This is a genomic window from Pseudomonas sp. 5.2, assembly GCF_059025405.1.
Genome location: NZ_JBYBHH010000006.1, coordinates 91,496 through 109,919 on the forward strand (window position 1 = coordinate 91,496; position 18,424 = coordinate 109,919).

General features: G+C 60.1%; 16 protein-coding genes. 11 read left to right on the forward strand and 5 right to left on the reverse strand.

Going from position 1 to position 18,424, the window contains the following annotated elements:
- Nucleotides 1–45 precede the first annotated feature (45 nt).
- Nucleotides 46–459 carry an alternative ribosome rescue aminoacyl-tRNA hydrolase ArfB gene (gene arfB / locus AC5PZ0_RS11340; protein ID WP_085272877.1) on the forward strand — a complete coding sequence of 138 codons (414 nt, stop codon included), beginning with the start codon at nt 46–48 and terminating at the stop codon, nt 457–459.
- A gap of 24 nt (nt 460–483) precedes the next feature.
- Here arfB and AC5PZ0_RS11345 read toward each other — a convergent pair whose 3' ends face one another.
- The 3 genes from AC5PZ0_RS11345 to AC5PZ0_RS11355 are packed head-to-tail and all read right to left on the reverse strand — an operon-like array spanning nt 484 to nt 3,501.
- Nucleotides 484–1,794: an MFS transporter gene (locus tag AC5PZ0_RS11345; RefSeq protein WP_493854959.1), complete on the reverse strand. Its 1,311-nt coding sequence runs from the start codon at nt 1,792–1,794 to the stop codon at nt 484–486.
- A gap of 37 nt (nt 1,795–1,831) precedes the next feature.
- Nucleotides 1,832–2,611 (reverse strand): SDR family NAD(P)-dependent oxidoreductase, encoded by a 780-nt coding sequence (locus tag AC5PZ0_RS11350; protein ID WP_412764916.1) that lies wholly within the window; start codon nt 2,609–2,611, stop codon nt 1,832–1,834.
- On the reverse strand, nt 2,608–3,501 hold the full coding sequence (locus AC5PZ0_RS11355; protein WP_225935634.1) for a sugar phosphate isomerase/epimerase family protein: 894 nt from the start codon (nt 3,499–3,501) through the stop codon (nt 2,608–2,610). The genes AC5PZ0_RS11350 and AC5PZ0_RS11355 overlap by 4 nt, the downstream gene beginning before the upstream one ends.
- Before the next feature lie 125 nt (nt 3,502–3,626).
- Between AC5PZ0_RS11355 and AC5PZ0_RS11360 the strand changes: the two genes are divergently transcribed.
- Nucleotides 3,627–4,547: a LysR substrate-binding domain-containing protein gene (locus AC5PZ0_RS11360; protein ID WP_493854960.1), complete on the forward strand. Its 921-nt coding sequence runs from the start codon at nt 3,627–3,629 to the stop codon at nt 4,545–4,547.
- Nucleotides 4,548–4,654: 107 nt separating this feature from the next.
- Here the strand turns inward: AC5PZ0_RS11360 and AC5PZ0_RS11365 are convergent, their stop codons facing one another.
- Both AC5PZ0_RS11365 and AC5PZ0_RS11370 read right to left on the reverse strand, forming a co-directional pair.
- The gene (locus AC5PZ0_RS11365) at nt 4,655–5,731 is read right to left on the reverse strand and encodes a Rieske 2Fe-2S domain-containing protein (RefSeq protein ID WP_493854961.1); all 1,077 of its coding nucleotides are present in this window, start codon (nt 5,729–5,731) and stop codon (nt 4,655–4,657) included.
- Between the two features lie 36 nt (nt 5,732–5,767).
- The gene (locus AC5PZ0_RS11370) at nt 5,768–6,721 is read right to left on the reverse strand and encodes a PDR/VanB family oxidoreductase (protein ID WP_493854962.1); all 954 of its coding nucleotides are present in this window, start codon (nt 6,719–6,721) and stop codon (nt 5,768–5,770) included.
- Nucleotides 6,722–7,006: 285 nt separating this feature from the next.
- Here AC5PZ0_RS11370 and AC5PZ0_RS11375 point away from each other — a divergent pair, with 285 nt between their 5' ends.
- The 9 genes from AC5PZ0_RS11375 to AC5PZ0_RS11415 all read left to right on the forward strand — a co-directional run bounded on the left by AC5PZ0_RS11375 (nt 7,007) and on the right by AC5PZ0_RS11415 (nt 18,417).
- Nucleotides 7,007–7,477 (forward strand): MarR family winged helix-turn-helix transcriptional regulator, encoded by a 471-nt coding sequence (locus tag AC5PZ0_RS11375; RefSeq protein ID WP_027593298.1) that lies wholly within the window; start codon nt 7,007–7,009, stop codon nt 7,475–7,477.
- A 369-nt stretch (nt 7,478–7,846) separates the two neighbouring features.
- Nucleotides 7,847–9,526 carry a DUF1302 domain-containing protein gene (locus AC5PZ0_RS11380; protein WP_186678471.1) on the forward strand — a complete coding sequence of 560 codons (1,680 nt, stop codon included), beginning with the start codon at nt 7,847–7,849 and terminating at the stop codon, nt 9,524–9,526.
- A 12-nt stretch (nt 9,527–9,538) separates the two neighbouring features.
- On the forward strand, nt 9,539–10,903 hold the full coding sequence (locus tag AC5PZ0_RS11385; protein ID WP_238214138.1) for a DUF1329 domain-containing protein: 1,365 nt from the start codon (nt 9,539–9,541) through the stop codon (nt 10,901–10,903).
- Between the two features lie 58 nt (nt 10,904–10,961).
- A complete protein-coding gene (locus AC5PZ0_RS11390) occupies nt 10,962–12,050 on the forward strand; it encodes a WD40/YVTN/BNR-like repeat-containing protein (RefSeq protein ID WP_493854963.1) in 1,089 nt (362 codons plus the stop codon).
- Nucleotides 12,051–12,054: 4 nt separating this feature from the next.
- A complete protein-coding gene (locus AC5PZ0_RS11395; RefSeq protein ID WP_493854964.1) occupies nt 12,055–14,520 on the forward strand; it encodes an efflux RND transporter permease subunit in 2,466 nt (821 codons plus the stop codon).
- A gap of 112 nt (nt 14,521–14,632) precedes the next feature.
- Nucleotides 14,633–15,838 (forward strand): MFS transporter, encoded by a 1,206-nt coding sequence (locus AC5PZ0_RS11400; protein ID WP_099429312.1) that lies wholly within the window; start codon nt 14,633–14,635, stop codon nt 15,836–15,838.
- Nucleotides 15,839–15,884: 46 nt separating this feature from the next.
- Nucleotides 15,885–16,457 (forward strand): cupin domain-containing protein, encoded by a 573-nt coding sequence (locus tag AC5PZ0_RS11405; protein ID WP_274885308.1) that lies wholly within the window; start codon nt 15,885–15,887, stop codon nt 16,455–16,457.
- Entirely contained in the window at nt 16,454–17,446 is a 993-nt protein-coding gene (locus AC5PZ0_RS11410; protein ID WP_265967596.1) for a fumarylacetoacetate hydrolase family protein, read from the forward strand. The genes AC5PZ0_RS11405 and AC5PZ0_RS11410 overlap by 4 nt, the downstream gene beginning before the upstream one ends.
- Nucleotides 17,437–18,417: an NAD-dependent epimerase/dehydratase family protein gene (locus tag AC5PZ0_RS11415; RefSeq protein ID WP_493854965.1), complete on the forward strand. Its 981-nt coding sequence runs from the start codon at nt 17,437–17,439 to the stop codon at nt 18,415–18,417. The genes AC5PZ0_RS11410 and AC5PZ0_RS11415 overlap by 10 nt, the downstream gene beginning before the upstream one ends.
- The last annotated feature ends 7 nt before the right edge of the window (nt 18,418–18,424 follow it).

The window sequence follows — 18,424 nt, forward strand, 5'->3', positions numbered from 1 at the left end:
AGCGGCGCAGGCGGTGATAATAGGGGCAATGACAAGGGCCATATCATGCTGACCATCTCCAATAACGTGCATCTGCCGGATGCCGAAATCGAACTGACATACATCCGCGCGCAAGGCGCGGGTGGCCAGAATGTCAACAAGGTGTCCAGCGCCGTGCACCTGCGCTTCGACATCCGTGCCTCATCGTTGCCCGAGTTCTATAAGGAGCGGCTGCTGGCGCTGCGTGACAGCCGCATCACCGGTGACGGCGTGTTGATCATCAAGGGCCAGCAGTATCGCACCCAGGAGCAGAACCGTGCTGACGCACTGGCGCGTCTTGCCGAGTTGATCATCAGTGCCGGCAAGACCGAGAAGAAACGCCGCCCCACCAAGCCGACCCTCGGCTCGAAGACCCGCCGCCTCGAAGGAAAAGCCAGGCGGAGTACGGTCAAGGCGGGTCGGGGTAGGGTGGACTTCTAGTGCGAGTAGGCCAGCACCTCTGGGTCAATGCTGTGATTGCGCTTGCAGGTTGTGAGTTGGAGCCGAAGCGGCAAGGGCGGCAGGCCTGGATGACAGGGCTGCGATTGCCGCTATCAAGGCGAGGCCACCAATGAAGCACGCGACCGGGACCCAATCGCTACCGTTGGACATGAGTGCGTAGCACAGACTAGGTGAGAAACCGGCAACGATGAAGCTCAGCTGGGTGGCTAAGCCGACACCGGTATAGCGCACACGGATGCTGAACATCTCTGCATAGAACGAAGGCCACAGGGCATTAGGGGCGCTGTAAAGCAAAGATTTGAGTACAACAGTGCTGAAGATGATCAGACCAATGCTTCCAGTGGTGATTGACCACAGGAAGAAGAATACCCCTGCACTGCAAGCGAATGCGCCCACCGTGAAGATTGTCTTGCGCCCAATTCGGTCACCCAACAGCCCGAACAAGGGCTGACACACCAACGCTACCGCCTGACTGGCTGCAATCGCGGTAAGCATTGAGGGCCGATCGATCCCTTGGTTATTGGTGGCCCAGGAGAGGCCAAATATCATCACAAGGGAGGAAACCGAACAGATCAATGCGCAGCAAAATACAGTAAAGAATGCGCGACGTTCGTTGCGCAGGAGGTCGACGACAGGCGGAAGGTCACTGGCAGGTTTACTTGCTTTGAACTCGGGACTTTCTTCAACGCCGCGACGGATAATCCACGTGATCACGACCATTACTGCGCTGAGCAAGAACGGAATGCGCCATCCCCAGCTCAGAAGCTGCTCTTCACTCAACATGGAGAGTGGGATGAACACTGAGGTGGCGAGGATCGACCCCATGGAGGCGCCATTGATCAACCAGCTTGTGTAGAACCCTTTACTTTTACCCGGAGCATGCTCCATGGTCAGCAAGCTGGCCCCCACCTGTTCTCCACCTGCAGAAAACCCTTGAAGCAAACGGCATAAAACCAACAGCGCTGGTGCCCACGCACCCACTGTCGCGTAAGTTGGCAGAAGGCCGATGGTGAATGTTGCGAGACCCATCAGCAGCAGCGTCATCATCAATACTTGCTTTCGGCCCCACTTGTCGCCCAGGTGACCGCAAACCAATGCGCCGATTGGGCGCGCTATGTAGCCAACGCCGAAGGTGGCAAGCGCAGCAAGCGTACCCGCCATAGGATCATTGGAGGGGAAGAAGAGGGTGCTGAAAACCAAGGCTGCGGCAGAGCCGTAAATGAAGAAGTCGTAGTACTCGACGACGCTACCCAGGAAGCTGCCGAATGCAGCTCTGCGGGCCATGCGCCGGTGGTTTGTGGCATCTGAATGCATGGTGACACCTTTCTTGTAATTGTTTTTTCAAGAAAACTCAGCGGCTGCCAAATGGTGCCAGCTGGCTACCGCCGCAGACATGAATGACTTCGGCGGTTACGAATCCGGCGTCCCCAGACGCCAAATAAGAAGTCGTTCCAGCAATATCCTCTGGCGTGGCCAGACGCTTCAGTGGTGTATTGCTGATAGACCCCTGCGCCATTCGCTCAAAGCTCTCTGCATCACGTCCATCCAGTGTGAATGCGGAGGGTAAGAGGCCTGGCGCAATGGCATTTACGGTGACGTTGTAGTCGGCTAGTTCTCGAGCCATCGATCGTGTCAGGCCCACCAAGCCAGCCTTGCACGCCACATAGGCAGGAGGGCCGCCCGCTACCCAGCATCGCGACACCATGTTGATTACTCGACCACTTGCTTGTCGCTGCCAGTAGGGGGCGACGTGCTGGCAAATCAACGCCGGAGCGCGGAGGTTTACAGCCATCATGTGATCCCACTTCGCGACGTCGAAGTCGTAGATAGAACCTCGGTGGTTAACGGCAGCGTTGTTAACCACAACGTCGATGCGACCAAACTGCTGACCCACCTGCTCGACCATTTCACGGATCGACGCGGGGATGCCAAGATCAGCCTGGACTGCAACGGCACATTGGTCGGGCGCCAGTTGAAGCTGTTTCAAGAAGCCCTGAGTCGCTTCCAAATCGATATCAACGGCCGCAATGTGCATTCCATCTTTGGCCAAGCGAATGCAGATTGCCCGCCCCAGTTCTCCAGCGGCGCCGGTGACGAGTGCAACGCGGCGATTTTCATGTGTTGTATTCATGGGCACGGTACCTCAGGGCTTGTTTCGCAAGCGACGGTGGTCATATTCATGTAGCGACGCACAAGATCCCGGTTCCGGGACAGCTTCGATACGTCGGTGTGGCTCGAGTCAAAATCCTCAATTGAGATCCAGTCGTCGAAACCGTTTTTTCGGAGCGTTTTCAGCATGGATTGAAGCGGTAGCACCCCCTCATCCGGCGGGCACCATTCCCAGCGCCAGCCCTCGCCAGGGGCCTGCGGAACGTACGCCACATTTTTAACTTGCACGTGAGCGAGGTAATCGCCCATCAGATCCAGCGACAGCTGCACGTCCTCTCGCCCCTCGATTGCGAGGTTGCCAAGGTCGTAAATGATGCCCAGCTGCTGCGCCGGATAGTGCTCAGCGATTCGCATCGCAAGCGAAGGGCTAGAGCAGATGGTTCGTTGGTGGACTTCAAGCGCGAGCTGAATACCTGCTTTTTCGGCGAGCGGGACAATGTCATCGAGGAAGCGGCGCATAGTCGAATAGCCGGCGGCATAACGCTGATTCTCGTAGCCAGGGCCCCAGAGTCGAAGTCGGGCTTGACCTGCTTGAGCGGCCAGGTCGATGAGGAGACGCGCATTTTCAATGTCCCCGACAGCCAGGTAAGGGCTTAGCCCAAAAATCTCGAGGCCGTGCGACTGGCAGTGACGGTAAATGCGATCAATAGCCTGATGAGTCGGAGGCACGGTACAGCGGTTATTGCTTCGCGCGTCCCATGGGCGCCCAGCATCCAGGTTATCGACGTTTGCCACCCGCCATTCCACACCTTGGTAGCCTTCCCGCGCTAAGTGCTCGACAAGGTGTTCGGGGGAAAGCGTAGGCAGCGAAGCGCTGGAGACGCCTAAACGCGGCGTTTTTTGTTGTGTCATATACAGCACCTTAATCACACCCCGAGGTGGTGGGGTGGCTGGATGCTAAATCAAACAGCTGGTTCATTAAATTGATATAAAAGCCACCTTTGGTTAACCTGTGGGTTGATAAACAGAGGTGTTGAATGAAGCCATCACCCATCAGTCTTCGTCATTTCAGGGTGTTCCTCGCAGTCGTTAGCTCTGGCAGCCTTGTGACGGCTGCCAAGCTTCTTCACATCACGCTGTCGGCGGTATCCAAAAGCATCAAGGAGCTTGAGCAGGAACTGGACGCCCAGTTGCTGGTGCGTGGGCGAAAAGGGGTACAACTGACGCAAGCGGGCGAGGCGTTCAGCAAGCATGCCACTCAGACCATGGCCAACTTCCGGCTGGCCATGGAGGAAGTGAAAGACGTGCCCCAAGCACCCCAGGTTTTGAAAGTGGGTGCGTTACCGACTGCTGCTGGTTACATGCTTGCACCTGTCGTAGAGCAGATGCGTCAGCGATACCCCCATATTCAGGTGCAGGTCGCTTCCGGTATTTACGATTACCTGGTGGGCAAGCTGAGAACGCGTGAACTCGACTTGATCGTGGGCCGCTTGATCGGACGGGACATGGTAGGTGTGGTGTTTGAAGCACTCTACGAAGAGGATCTGGTGCTTGTGGTACGCAGTGGCCACCCATTGACCCGGCAGCGTCATCTTGGTTTGGAAGATCTGCGCCCCTACACGCTCGTCGTTTCGCCGCACGGGACCTTGGTGCGGATCAGCGTCGACAATTTTCTATTATCCAAGGGCGGGGTTGAGGGATTTCAAATACAGGAATCTCTGAGCGAGACATTCTCGCGAGTGTATGTGCAAGATTTCGATGGGGTGTGGTTTGTTCAGCGGGGGGTGGTCGATCTGGATATGCGCATGGGGTTAGTTCAGCAATTGCCGTTCAGCAGCACACTGCTTCGTGCTCCGATAGGATTGACGTCCCCGACAGACCGGCCATTATCAGAGGCGGCGACCGTTTTTGCCGAGCTACTGAGGCAATGGTGTGCTCAAGTGCAACCCCAAAACTGAGTGACTGGATGGGCCTCAATATCGACTGACCTGCAGCAGGTGGTGATGGGGGCGATCCCGCTCGCCCCCGTAGCCTGATACCCGCACGATATAAACGCACTGGGCATTCAGCGGGTTGAGTGACAGAGCCTTTCTATGATCCGGCGGGCCCTGTTGGCACCGACGTCAACATGAATATCAATCATCTGCCGTTCACCGAATCGACACATGTTCTTGTATTGAGATTCGATAACAACTTTGTCCTCATCAAATGTCATTATGGTTTGCTCAACTACTTTCGCTTTGACTTCTTCGTGATTGCTTTCCGGGTTGGTGGCGATGGTCCAGAAGTAATGGCTAGTGGTTTCGGTTTCCGGGGTCACGCCGTGGAAGCCGCGCATGTGGAAGCCGCCCCGCTGCGGATTGTCCAGGGGCTCGGTTCCGGCATCTACAGCGCCGGTCCAAATACGCAAGTGGCTGATATGAAACTCAATTTCCTGCCAGCGATCGACAGTGCCCTTGAATGGGTAGGCGGCGATATAGGTCGGAGGTGGGACGGAGTCAGGCATGTGTCGAACAACGCGAACCGAATGGTCGTCACTTTCTACCGTCATCTGGGCATTCATGTGAACGCTGGCGTTGCCGCCAATGGTGCGTAGGTGGACATAGCCCAAATGGCTTAGATCCATCAAGTTGTCGTGTATGAGCTGATAGGGCGCGTCGTAGTGATACACGTCACCCTCAAAAAGATAATGCCCATTCGTGTGAACATCGTAGGCAGGAGGTTCATCGATAGGCTCTGGGTGTTCGGGGCTGCCAAACCAGATCCAAACGATCTGGTCTTTTTCAACCACGTGAAAGGCTGCCACTTTTGCTTTGCTAGGTATTTTTTCCTGGCCGGGGACCTCAATGCATTTACCGGCTTCATTGAACAAGAGACCGTGATAGCCGCAGCGAAGTCCGCTGGCTTCAAGTGTTCCATCAGACAGCGGTAGTGCCCTGTGACAGCATCGGTCTTCGAGTGCCGCCACCTTGCCATCCGCGGTGCGGAACATCACGACTGATGTGTTCAGCAAGGTTCGGCCCACGGGACGATCCTTGAGTTCCCAGCCCAATGCAGCCACATACCATTGATTGAGCGGGAATGTGGAAGGCTTGGGGGGTGCAATATCCTGGGCGAGTGACTGAAGGGGAGAGGCAGTCATAGGAGTCTCCGTTGCAGTGAATGTGTTGGTTAGAGATCAGAGGTCAAGTACGAGTCGAGGTGACTTTGCCCGGGAGCAGCACGGCGTGAAGCAATCATTCCTGGCGTGTTCATCGGCGGTCATGAATTGATCCCTGTGATCCGGGATACCCTCCAGCACGCGTGTCACGCATGTCCCACACACGCCTTGTTCGCAGGATGTTTGAACTTCAATTCCCGCGTCGTCCAACACCTCGAATACGCTGCGGTCGACTGGAATTTCAAAGGTTCTACCGCTCCTGGCGAGCACTACATCGAAGGGCGTGTTCGAACCCTGGTCACTGACCTGGCCCGTAAAGAACTCCCGATGCATGCGCGCTTGCGGCCAGCCGGCCGCCTCGCCGGTTTCCAGAATGTGGTTCATGAAGCCTGTGGGGCCGCACACATACAGATGGCAACCTTGATCGACCCTATCGAGAATGGCGGCGGCATTCAGTTTTTGCTGCTGCACGCCGCTGTCATCATGGAAAGTGATGCGGTCCGCGAACGGCGCATGAGCAAGTGCGTTAACGAATGCTGCGCGGTCGCTGGAGCGGAAGCAGTAATGAAGCTCGAACTCCAGGCTGCGATGCGAAAGCTCATAAGCCATGGCCAGGATCGGGGTAATACCAATGCCCCCGGCAAACAGCAGGTGGCGCTTTGCGCGGTGGTCGAGCTTGAACAGATTGCGTGGCGCACTGATCGTCAGCGTTTGACCTTGCTCTACAGCTGAGTGCATTGCCTGCGAGCCGCCGCGGGAGCTAGGCTCCCTCAGAACACTGATGAGATAGCGATTACGCTCTCGTGGGTCATTGCACAGCGAGTACTGGCGAATGAACCCGCCTGGTACATGAACGTCAATGTGGGCACCGGCTTCAAAGGGCGGAAGTGATCCGCCATCCAAGGGGCTCAATTCAAAGCTGCAAACACCTTCTGCTTCGATTGCCTTGCGGCTGACGTTGACTTCAAACATGACTCATCCCTCCACATTCAAGCGGCTACTGAAAATTCACAGGTAAAAGATCGACCGGGAGGAGGTCAGCCTGGCGCGAAGGGCGGCAGCTCTGGCTTGCAGCCAGGCACGCGGGAAGTGACTAGGTGACGGGTGTTCATGGCATTACCTGATAATTATTTTTGTGAGGTACGGTGACGGCATATCATGCTGGGCTGGCCCCAGCTATCGGTTGAGTAAATCCTCGGATCAATTGGTTGCGGTGTCAACTAATTTTCTCCAAGGCCAATTGAAGGTGTGCTCTCTATGTCCACAGCCCCCCAGCTAGACCTCGCCCGCTATGTGCCCGCGCTGCTGAATTTTTTGTCGAACAAACTCTCCTCAGGGGCTTCGCAGTGCTATCGAAAACACTTCGGGATTGGCGTTGTGGAGTGGAGGATGCTGTCCATGCTGGCAGTGGAAAGCGGGATAACGGCGAATCGTATCTGCCAGGTGATCGGCCTCGACAAAAGTGCTGTTAGCCGCTCTCTACAGGCGCTGGAGGTGGCAGGGCGAGTTCGTACGGAAGTAGATCCTGCTGACGGAAGGCGCTACACCGTTTCGCTTACCGAGAGCGGTGTGCAGTTGTACAACCGGGTCTTGATGGTTGCGCTTGAACGAGAGCGTCGCTTGCTGAGCGGCCTCTCGTCAGCCGAAGTCGATACCTTGATCAACTTGCTTGGACGCTTGAACAGCCAGGTCTCTCACGTCAACGACTACGATCCAGAGAACCCCTGAGCGTGGTGACCATGATCTTCAGCCGTTCGACGACCAAGCTGCACCTGAGATAACACTACCGGCTACCGGCGCCCCCTTCCGGTATCAACCTTCCAGGCTGCCTTCGCACCTTTGCGCGGGCATACCCCCCTCGGACCATCGCAACCGCACCATTCAATGCTTGGCCACAAGTATCGCGATTGCCGATAGGTCACATCCCAACAAGCGATTAGTCAGAGCCCTGCACTGAGGTCAACCTGTTCCCGTCGTCTGGTCTATCCCGCCAGCTGACTTCACTTCGGCAGGTCGATCGCATCGATCCCGTTCGCCTCGTCCGGCCGTGGTGGCAAAGAAAATTGCCAACAAAAACAATAAAAGAGGGTTCGTTCGATGGCTATTCGCTCCATCGCCGCAGCGCGGCGTGCGCCTTTCACTCTGACGCTCGCCACTGCCTTGGTCTGCGGTCTTCCATGTGCCCAGGCGTTTGAAGTGCAGACCGACAACCCTGACCTCAGTCTGCGGTGGGACAACACGCTCAAGTACAGCTCTGCCTGGCGCCTGAAGGACCAAAGCAGCAAGCTCAGCAGCGGCTCGGTAGCGTTGAACCAGGACGATGGCGACCGCAACTTTGACAAGGGCCTGATCTCCAACCGCCTGGATGTACTCTCTGAACTGGACATTGGCTACCGCGAATACGGCGCGCGGATCAGTGGCGCGGGCTGGTTCGATACTGAATACCAGAAAGACAACGACAACAATGACCCGACGCGGGCCAACCAGCGTTCGGTTGCCTACGACGAATTCACCGACGATACCCGCCACTTGCACGGCGGCGACGGCGAGCTACTGGATGCCTTTGTCTACTGGAACGGTGATCTGGCCGACCGCGCGCTCTCGGTACGTCTGGGCCGCCACGGGCTGATCTGGGGCGAAAGCCTGTTCTTCGGCGCCAACGGTATCGCTGGCGGCATGGCACCGGTAGACGTGGTCAAGGCAGTGTCGGTACCCAACACCCAGTTCAAGGAAATCACCCGGCCGGTCAGCCAGCTGTCGACCACCTATCAACTGACCGATGCATTGTCAGTCGGCGCTTACTACCAGTTCGAATGGGAAGAAACCCGTTTGCCGGGGGCTGGCAGCTATTTTTCGGTGAGCGACACCATTGGCGAAGGTAACGAGCGACTGATTGTCGGCGCACCGTTCCCGCCATTTCTGGGCGGCAACCCCGGCAGCCCGGCAGCCTTTTTCCACGGCAACGACAAAGAAGCCAAGAGCTCGGGGCAGGGCGGCCTGCAGTTGCGCTACACCGCCGACACCGTTGAGTACGGCCTTTACGCCATCCAGTACCACGACAAATCCCCCAAGCTGTACTTGAAGCCAAGCGCTACCGGACCGAACTTCGCCACTGGCCAGATCGGCGAATACTACTGGGTCTATCCCGAAGAGATCCGTGCACTGGGCGCAAGCTTTGCCACCACGCTGAATGAGTACAGCTTCGCCGGTGAAGCCTCCATGCGCTGGAATATGCCGCTGGTTTCCAACGGCCAGACCGTTACGCCGGGCATGGTTGCCGACAATGACGACCATCCGCTTTATGCCGTGGGCCGCACGGCGCACCTGAACCTCAACATGCTGGCGTCGCTGGGCCCCTCGTTCATCGCCAATGAGGCAAGCCTGGTCGGCGAAATCGCTTGGAACCGCTTGCTCAGTGTCACCAAGAACCGTGCTGCGCTTGACCCGAGCGCTACCGACGACGGCGTTGGCATCAAGCTGGTGTACAGCCCGACATATCGGCAGATTTTCCCTGGCATCGACCTCAGTGTGCCAGTGGGCGTCAGCTACTTCCCCATGGGCAAATCGGCGGTGATCAGCAGCTTCGGCCCGGACCGCGGTGGCGATTTCAACATCGGCCTGAGTGCCACCTACCTGGACCGAGTCACCTTCGGCCTGACCTACACCCACTACTACGGCCCAGAGGACACCAACCTCAACGCCGCCAGCCAGTTTACGTTCAAACAATCACTGAAAGACCGGGACTACCTGGCCTTCTCAGTCAAAACAACATTCTGAGGGGACGCGTGCATGAACATTCCTTTCTCACTCAAGCACTTTTGTGTGGCCCTGCTCGGCGCTGCCGCGCTCAGTTTGCAACCCGTGCAAGCCGCTGGCCCGGATGATCTGGGCAAGCAACTGACGCCGCTGGGCGCTGAGCGCGCCGGTAACGCCGACGGCAGCATTCCGGCCTGGGACGGCGGCTACACCAAGGTGGACCCCGCGTTCAAAGAGGGTGGCAAGCGCGGCGATCCGTTTGCCGCTGACAAACCGCTGTTCAGCATCACTAGCAAGAACATGGACCAGTACGCGGCCAAACTCAGCGATGGCACCAAAGCCATGTTCAAGCGTTACCCGGATACCTATCGCATCGACGTTTATCCAACCCGGCGCAGCGCTGCAGCTCCGCAATGGGTGTACGACAACACCCTGAACAATGCCAAGCACGCCAAGCTGGTGCAAAGCAGTGCAGGCCTTGTGCCTGAAGGTGCCTACGGCGGTATTCCGTTCCCGATCCCGAAAGACGGCACAGAGGCGATGTGGAACCACATCCTCAACTGGCGCGGCACGTCACTGGCGATGGATTTCCGGCATTACCTGATCACCGCCGATGGCGCCCAAGTACTGACCACTGACGGCAAAGCGGTGCAGGAGATGCCGTATTACTACAAGGATGGTAACGCCGCCAGCTTCGACGGTGACTATTGGCTGTTCCGCCTGCTCAACGTTGGCCCGCCATTGCGGGCAGGCGAACAAATCATGGGACGTACCAACCTCAATGGCGACAAGTCAGAGGCCCACGTCTACCTGACCGGTCAGCGACGAGTACGCAAGCTGCCCAACGCCTGCTGCGACACCCCTACGCCGGCGACCGCAGGCGTGATGTCGTTCGATGAGCTGAGTGTGTTCCAAGGTCGGCTGGACCGCTTCAACTGGAAGTTGGTGGGCAAGCAAGAGATGTACATCCCCTACAACACCAACAAGGTCCAGGCTGCTGGCAAGCCTGAAGACCTGTTCGACAAACATCACCTGAACCCCGACCAAGTGCGCTGGGAGCTCCATCGTGTGTGGGTGGTAGACGCAGAACTTGCACCCGGCAAGCGTCACCAGTTGCCCAAAGGGCGGTACTACCTCGACGAGGACACATGGCAAGCCATGCTCGGTGACCGCTGGGACGCCAATGGCCAGTTGGCCAAGACCCTGTGGTCGCTGCCTGCGGTGATGCCAGACCTGCCGGCGGTGGCCCAGTTGTCTTCGGGCTTCTACGACCTGGTGTCCGGTGCCTGGTTCATCCAGAACGTTTACACCGGCAAAGCTCAGCAGTACGCCTCGGTCGAACGTTACAAACCTGCTGAATTCTCACCTGCCGCAATGGCCGGGCGCGGCGTGCGCTGACGATGTTCAGGGGAGGGTGCACAGCGCCTTCCCCTCCTGCGACAGAATCGAGGTAGATATGAACACACTGCGTCAGTTGAGTGGCCTGTTGTTGGCCCTCCTTATGCCTTTTGTGCCTTATTGCCTGGCTCAAGGGCTGGTGGTCGGCGACGTACTACAGAGCCCGGCGGCCAAGGTTGCCAACCCTCAGCGCGGGGTTTTCACTGCCCTGGCCTTGGCGGGCCAGCGCCTGGTGGCGGTAGGTGAACGCGGTCTGATCCTGCTATCCGATGACAACGGCGAGCATTGGCGTCAAGCCAGCGTGCCGGTGTCGGTGGGGCTCACCGCAGTGCAGTTTGCCGATGCCAATGTCGGCTGGGCCGTGGGCCATGGCGGTGTGGTACTGGGGACCGGCGACGGTGGCGAAAGCTGGCGACTTCAGCTCGATGGCCTGCGTGCAGCGCAGCTTGAATTGCAGGCAGCGCAAAGCGCGCTGTCGACCCAGGCGGATGACGAAGTGGCGCAAGTACGCGTTCAAACCGCCGAACGCCTGCTTGCTGAAGGGCCCGACAAACCACTCCTGGCGCTGGCAGCCAGTGACACGAAGCATGTGCTGGTGGTCGGTGCCTACGGCCTGGCCATGCGCAGCGACGACGGCGGCGCTAGCTGGCATTCAGCGATGGGCCAGATCGACAACCCAATGGGCCTGCACCTGTATGCCGTGGCGTACCAAGGTAATGACTTGGTGCTGGCCGGCGAGCAGGGCTACTTAGCGCGGGCGCTGGACGGTGAACACTTCGAACAGATAAGCAGCCCCTATGCCGGCACGCTGTTCACCTTGGCAACGCGCGGCGACGGTGCACTGCTCATTGGCGGGCTCAAAGGCCACGCGTTTGTCCTGGCGCCCGGTGCCGAGCGCGCCGAAGCGTTGCCGACCCTGGCGCCGGTGTCCTTCAGTGATGCCCGTGTTCTAAACGATGGTCGCGTGTTACTAGCCAATCAAGCGGGCGGATTGTTTGCAAGCGCTCCCTCGGGATTCACCCCGGTCTCCGAATCATTGCGCAAACCGGTCTCAGGCATCGTCCAGGCCGCCGATGGCAGCCTCGTTGCCGCGGGGTTCTCCGGGCTTACGCGCCTGCCACAGCCCACCGTTTCCGCTTCGGAGTGAGTCAATGAATTCCGCTCGCCAAACCCTGTCATCCGCGTCCGATAACTTCGATCCTCGCTCTGGATCGCTGATCGAACGCGCACTGTTCAATCACCGCCATTGGGTGCTGTTGCTGTGCCTGCTGACCACCGTGCTGCTCGGCTGGCAGTCGGGCCGCCTGGAGCTCAATGCCAGCTTCGAGAAGATGATCCCCACCGGGCACCCCTACATCGCCAACTACCTGGACAACCAGAAGGAGTTGTCCGGCATCGGCAATGCGGTGCGTATCGCCGTCACCAACCGCCACGGTGATATCTACGACGCCGATTACCTGCGTACCCTGCAGGCGCTGAGCGACCAGATCTACCTGTTGCCGGGTGTTGACCGCGCCTACATGAAGTCGCTATGGACGCCTGCCACCCGTTGGGTTTCGGTGACCGAAGAGGGCCTGGACGGCGGCCCGGTGATTCCTGATGAATACGATGGCAGCCCGTCATCGCTGGGCGAACTGCGGCGCAACGTGCAATTGTCCAACGAGATCGGTCAATTGGTAGCCTTCGACCAGCGCTCCAGCATCATCTACGTGCCGCTGATGGCGCGCACGCCCGATGGCAAGCCGTTGGACTACCGGGTGTTGTCCGATCAGTTGGAGACCCTGCGGGCGAAGTACCAGAGCGACAGCGTCGATATCCACATCACCGGTTTCGCCAAGAAAGTCGGTGACCTGATCGAAGGCCTGGAGCAGATCCTGCTGTTCTTCGCTGTTGCCATCCTGATCACCACGGTGGTGCTCTACGGCTACACGCGTTGTGTGCGCAGTACCTTGCTGGTGGTGTTCTGCTCGCTGGTGGCGGTGGTCTGGCAGCTTGGCCTGCTGCCCCTGCTGGGCTACGAACTGGACCCCTATTCGGTGCTGGTGCCGTTCCTGGTGTTCGCCATTGGCATGAGCCACGGCGCGCAGAAAATGAACGGCATCATGCAGGACATCGGCCGCGGCATGCACCGCGTTGTGGCTGCGCGTTTCACCTTCCGCCGACTGTTCCTCGCAGGCCTCACTGCGCTGCTGTGCGACGCCGTGGGCTTTGCCGTTTTGATGCTTATCCAGATCCAGGTGATCCAGGACCTGGCGATCATCGCCAGCATCGGTGTGGCCGTGCTGATCTTCACCAACCTGATCCTGCTTCCGGTGCTGCTCTCCTATGTCGGCGTCAGCCCTAACGCTGCTGCGTTGAGCCTTAGAAGCGAGCGGGCCGAGGAGGGGGGCCAAGTGCGTCATGCATTCTGGCGCTTCCTTGACCTGTTCACCCGCAAGCCCTGGGCCGCCGTCTGCGTGGTTGTCAGCCTGGTGATGGCAGTGCTCGGCTTCCTGGTCAGCCTGAACTTGGCCATCGGCGATCTTGACGCCGGGGCCCCGGAGTTGCGCGCCGACTCGCGCTACAACCTGGACGATGCCTTCATGACCCGCAGTTACGGGGCCAGCAGCGATCTTTTCGCGATCATGGTGCGTACACCTAACAGCGCCTGCGCACGCTACGACATCCTGCGCAAGGTCGATGAGCTGGACTGGCAACTGCGCAGCCTGCCGGGCGTGGACTCGACCAACTCGCTGGCGCTGCTCAACCGTCGGATGCTGGTGGGTCTCTCCGAAGGCAGCCCGAAGTGGTACGAACTGCAGAACAACCAGGCGATGCTCAACATGATCACTGCCAGCGCGCCGCGCGGGCTGTACAACGAGTCGTGCAACTTGCTCACGCTCTATGTCTACCTCTCCGACCACAAGGCGCAAACGCTGACCCGGCTGGTGGAGCACGTCGAAGCCTTCGCCGCCGCCAACGACACCGACGAAGTCAAATTCCAGTTGGCTGCCGGTAACGCCGGGATCGAGGCCGCTACCAACATCGTGGTCAAGGAAGCCAATCGCGAGATGCTGTTCTGGGTCTACGGCGCGGTGATCTTGCTGTGTCTGATCACCTTCCGCTCCTGGCGCGCCACCCTCTGTGCGGTGATTCCGCTGATGCTTACCTCCATTCTCTGCGAGGCGTTGATGGTCTGGCTGGGCATCGGCGTCAAGGTCGCCACCTTGCCGGTGATCGCCTTGGGCGTGGGCATTGGCGTCGACTACGCGCTGTATGTGATGAGCATCATGCTTGGCCACCTGCGCCAGGGCGCCAGCCTTTCCGAAGCCTATTACCGCGCGCTGGTCTCCACCGGCAAGGTGGTGATGCTCACTGGCGTGACCCTGGCCATCGGCGTCGGCACCTGGATCTTCTCGCCCATCAAGTTCCAGGCCGACATGGGCGTGCTATTGGCCTTCATGTTCGTCTGGAACATGGTCGGCGCATTGCTGCTGTTGCCAGCGCTCGCCTATTTCCTGCTGCCAGCGACCCGCCGCAGCGATGCAGTCGTCGCCGCCGAGCCAGTCGCCGATATGGAGCCCGCCAAGGCCGCCGCCACGGGTCGCCCGTTGTTGCTGGATACCGCCACCCGCTGACCTTCGCCCCAACAACAAGAGCACATGGGTATGACACCACTGATCGAGACTTTGCAAACCCTCTGGCTCGCACTGCCGCGCGGCCTACAGACGGCCATGGAGGCGCACTGCAATGAGCACTGAGCGCCAGGCGGGTTTGCCGCAATCCTTGTTGCTACTGTTTGGCAGCTGTTTGCCGGTGCTGGGCGCGGTGCTGCTGGCACCGGTACTGCCGCGCATGCAGGCGCATTTTGCCGATACACCCGGCGCCGAAGTGCTGGTGCCTATCAGCCTGACCATTCCGGCGTTAGTTATCGCGCTGCTGGCGCCGTTTGCCGGTGTCATCGCCGACCGTCTGGGGCGCAAGCCGCTGTTGCTGGCCTCGATGATGCTTTACAGCCTCTGCGGGCTGCTGCCGCTGTGGCTTGAGTCGCTGCTGGGTATCGTCATCAGCCGTGCAGGCCTGGGCCTGGCGGAGGCTGGCATCATGACCTGCTGCACGACGCTGATGGGTGACTACTACCAGGGCGGGCGGCGCGAGCGCTTGTTCGCCCTGCAGATGGTCGCCACTTCGCTTTCGGCGGCAGTGTTCATCGCCTTGGGCGGCGCACTTGGGCAAAACGACTGGCGTCTGCCTTTCGTGCTGTACGGCGCCGGCCTGTTGCTCCTGCCGCTGATGGCAATGCTGCTCTGGGAGCCGAAGGTCGCTGAAGCCGCGGCGTTGTCTGGCAAGGCTGAGGACTTCCCGTGGCGCAGGCTCTTGCCGTTGTACCTGCTCACCGTACTGGCGGGCATCAGCCTATTCATCGTGCCGGTGCAAGCCGGCTTCCTGCTCACCTTGCTGCACGTCGATTCGCCCCAGCAGATCGGCATGACGATGGGCGCCAACCAGCTCGGCGTGCTGGCCGGTGCACTGAGCTTCCGCCTGCTCAACGCCCAGCGCCGGCAACACCTGCTGCTGCTGGCTTTCGCCACAGCCGGGGGCGGTGGGCTGCTGATGGCCACCACCGACAACCCAGCGCTGGTGGTGGTTGCGGTGCTGATCAATGGCCTGGGCATCGGATTGATGCTGCCGACCCTGATCACCGGGGTGATGAGGCAGGTCGATTTCACCCAGCGCGGCCGCGCCACCGGAGGCTTCACCGCGGCCCTATTCGCCGGCGAGTTCATCAGCCCTCTGGTGGTGCTGGGCCTTAATGGCGGCGTGGTCGCCCAATTGCCTGGCGCCCTGACCGTGGTGGCTGTCGCCCAGTTGCTGCTGGCGCTCGCCTGCGTGGTGCTGGCGAAGTGTTTCCGTTCGCGCGGCGCTGGCGCTACCACCACGCCTGATCACATCTAGAGGTAGCCATGCCCCTCGTGACGGCAATTGATTGAAAGGAGTTTTCATGCAAGCACTTCCCCCATTCCAGCGCGTGGTCACCGGCCACGACAATGAGGGCCGCGCCGTGGTCACCCTGGCAGGCGCTACGCCCAACAACTTCCCGCTCAAGGCGGTGCCCGGCACCCTGTTCTATGAGGTCTGGAACAGCAGCGTCAGCCCGGCGCTGCTGGACAATGGCGCCGACCCAACCGACAAGCCCCTGCAACTTTCCCCGGGTGCCCAGGGCAGTGTTATCCGTGTGGTGGATATCCCGCCAGACAGCGTGCAGAACCAAGTTAGCGCCGAGGATGCCGCCGCGGCCTTCGCCGAGATCGGCCAAGCCCATGCAGGCACTGGCAAGGCGGACTCCAGACATAAGCTCATGCACCGCACCGAAACCCTCGACTACGGCCTCGTCACCGAGGGTGAGGTGTGGCTGGTGCTCGACGGCGAGGAAGTCCACCTCAAGCGCGGCGACATCGTGGTCCAGCGTGGCACCAACCATGCCTGGAGCAACCGCACCGAGAACATGGCGCGGATGGTCTTCATCCTGCTTGACGGCCGCTACGCCCCCGAACTCAAGGAGATGCTGCAATGAAGCTTGCCACACTCGACGACGGCAGCCGCGACGGCCGCCTGCTACTGGTTTCCTGTGACTTGAGCCGTGCGGTGGACGCCGCCGATATCGCCCCCACGTTGCAAGCGGCCGTGGATGACTGGCCGAACGTGGAGGCCGACTTGCGCGGCCGCTATGATGCCCTTAACAAAGGTGAACTCGCCGGTGCCTTCGACTTCGAACCCAACCGCGTGATGGCGCCGCTGCCGCGCGCCTGGCAATGGCTGGACGGCTCTTGCTTCCTCAGCCACGGCGAGCTGATGCAGCGAGCGTTCAACCTTGCGCCCATCGAAGGCGTAGAGTCCACGCCGCTGATGTACCAGGGTGCTGGCGACGACTTCCTTGGCCCGCAGCAAGACATTGCACTGCCCAGCGAGGCCCACGGCATCGACTTCGAAGGCGAGTTCGCTGTGCTGGTGGACGAGGTGCCCATGGGCTGCACGGCCGAACAGGCACTGAAGCATATTCGCCTGGTACTGCAGGTCAACGACGTCAGCCTGCGGGCGTTGGCACCACGGGAGATGAAGACCGGCTTCGGCTTCGTCCAGGCCAAATCCTCCTCCAGCTTCGCCCCGGTGGCCGTTACCCCAGACGAGTTGGGAGGTGCCTGGCGCGACGGTCGCGTGCACCTGCCGCTGAACGTGGAGTGGAACGGCCAGTGGTTTGGCCACCCGCATGGCGGCGCCATGCACTTCGGCTTCCATCAGTTGATCGCCCATGCCGCACTGACCCGTCGCCTTGGCGCCGGCAGCGTGATTGGCTCTGGCACCGTTTCCAATGCCGACCGCAGCGTGGGATCGGCGTGTATTTCCGAGCGCCGCGCCATTGAAATGATTGAACACGGTGCGCCGCGCACCGGCTTTCTGCAATTCGGTCACCGCATTCGCATGGAGGCGCGCAACACGGATGGTTCGCCGTTGTTTGGTGCCATCGACCAGCAGGTAGTCCAGGCAGCCCCGCCATGCGCGTGATGATTACCGGAGCTGCCGGTTTCCTTGGACGCTTGCTGGTGCAACGACTGCTGGACAAGGGCCAACTGCGCGGCCAGCCGTTGGAAGCGCTGGTGTTACTGGATCGGCAACTGGAGGGTTTTCCTTCCGACCCGCGCCTGCGCTTGCTCGCCGGCAGTATCGCAGAACCGACCCTGTTACGCCGCGCCCTGGCCGATGGCGTGGATGTCGTGTTCCATCTGGTGAGCGTCCCCGGCGGCGCAGCCGAGGAGCACTATGCATTGGGCCGGCAGGTGAACCTGCTGGCGACCCTGGAACTGCTCGACCAGTTGCGCAACGCTGCGCGGCCACCGGTGCTGGTCTACGCCAGCAGCGTGGCCGTGTACGGTGCGCAACTACCGGCACGCATGGACGAGCAGTGGATGCCGCGTCCGGCGCTGTCTTATGGCGCGCACAAGGTCATGGTGGAAACCCAGCTCAATGACCTCGCCCGCCGTGGCGAGGTAGATGGCCGCGCATTGCGGCTACCGGGCATCGTCGCAAGGCCCCGCGAGCCGAACGGCTTGCGTTCGGCCTTCATGAGCGACCTGATGCACGCCCTTGCCGCTGGAGAAAACTATTGCTGCCCGGTATCGCCGCAGGCCACCGCCTGGTGGATGTCGGCGCGTTGCTGCGTCGACAACCTGCTGCATGCCGCCGAACTGCAAAACCCCGGCCCTCAGCGGGTGTGGCAGTTGCCAGTGCTGCACCTGGCCATGGACCAAGTGGTCGAGGCTCTGGCCGAGGCCTTCGGCGACGACCGTCGGGCCTTGGTGAGCTACCAGCCGAACGTGGACCTGGAGGCCCTGTTCGGCCGCTATCCGCCTTTGCGTACCCCGCAATCGCGAGCCCTGGGATTTCATCACGATGGCTCTGCCCAAACCCTGGTGCGTAACGCCCTTAGCCTGAGCCAACGCCCGCGCCATGCGCGCGCGTCATTACAAACCCTTTGAGACCTGC

Bases quoted from the DNA above. Each gene is read 5' to 3' on its own strand.
- arfB (WP_085272877.1), top strand. From the start codon at position 46: ATGCTGACCATCTCCAATAACGTGCATCTGCCGGATGCCGAAATCGAA.
- AC5PZ0_RS11345 (WP_493854959.1), bottom strand. From the start codon at position 1,794: ATGCATTCAGATGCCACAAACCACCGGCGCATGGCCCGCAGAGCTGCA.
- AC5PZ0_RS11350 (WP_412764916.1), bottom strand. From the start codon at position 2,611: ATGAATACAACACATGAAAATCGCCGCGTTGCACTCGTCACCGGCGCC.
- AC5PZ0_RS11355 (WP_225935634.1), bottom strand. From the start codon at position 3,501: ATGACACAACAAAAAACGCCGCGTTTAGGCGTCTCCAGCGCTTCGCTG.
- AC5PZ0_RS11360 (WP_493854960.1), top strand. From the start codon at position 3,627: ATGAAGCCATCACCCATCAGTCTTCGTCATTTCAGGGTGTTCCTCGCA.
- AC5PZ0_RS11365 (WP_493854961.1), bottom strand. From the start codon at position 5,731: ATGACTGCCTCTCCCCTTCAGTCACTCGCCCAGGATATTGCACCCCCC.
- AC5PZ0_RS11370 (WP_493854962.1), bottom strand. From the start codon at position 6,721: ATGTTTGAAGTCAACGTCAGCCGCAAGGCAATCGAAGCAGAAGGTGTT.
- AC5PZ0_RS11375 (WP_027593298.1), top strand. From the start codon at position 7,007: ATGTCCACAGCCCCCCAGCTAGACCTCGCCCGCTATGTGCCCGCGCTG.
- AC5PZ0_RS11380 (WP_186678471.1), top strand. From the start codon at position 7,847: ATGGCTATTCGCTCCATCGCCGCAGCGCGGCGTGCGCCTTTCACTCTG.
- AC5PZ0_RS11385 (WP_238214138.1), top strand. From the start codon at position 9,539: ATGAACATTCCTTTCTCACTCAAGCACTTTTGTGTGGCCCTGCTCGGC.
- AC5PZ0_RS11390 (WP_493854963.1), top strand. From the start codon at position 10,962: ATGAACACACTGCGTCAGTTGAGTGGCCTGTTGTTGGCCCTCCTTATG.
- AC5PZ0_RS11395 (WP_493854964.1), top strand. From the start codon at position 12,055: ATGAATTCCGCTCGCCAAACCCTGTCATCCGCGTCCGATAACTTCGAT.
- AC5PZ0_RS11400 (WP_099429312.1), top strand. From the start codon at position 14,633: ATGAGCACTGAGCGCCAGGCGGGTTTGCCGCAATCCTTGTTGCTACTG.
- AC5PZ0_RS11405 (WP_274885308.1), top strand. From the start codon at position 15,885: ATGCAAGCACTTCCCCCATTCCAGCGCGTGGTCACCGGCCACGACAAT.
- AC5PZ0_RS11410 (WP_265967596.1), top strand. From the start codon at position 16,454: ATGAAGCTTGCCACACTCGACGACGGCAGCCGCGACGGCCGCCTGCTA.
- AC5PZ0_RS11415 (WP_493854965.1), top strand. From the start codon at position 17,437: ATGCGCGTGATGATTACCGGAGCTGCCGGTTTCCTTGGACGCTTGCTG.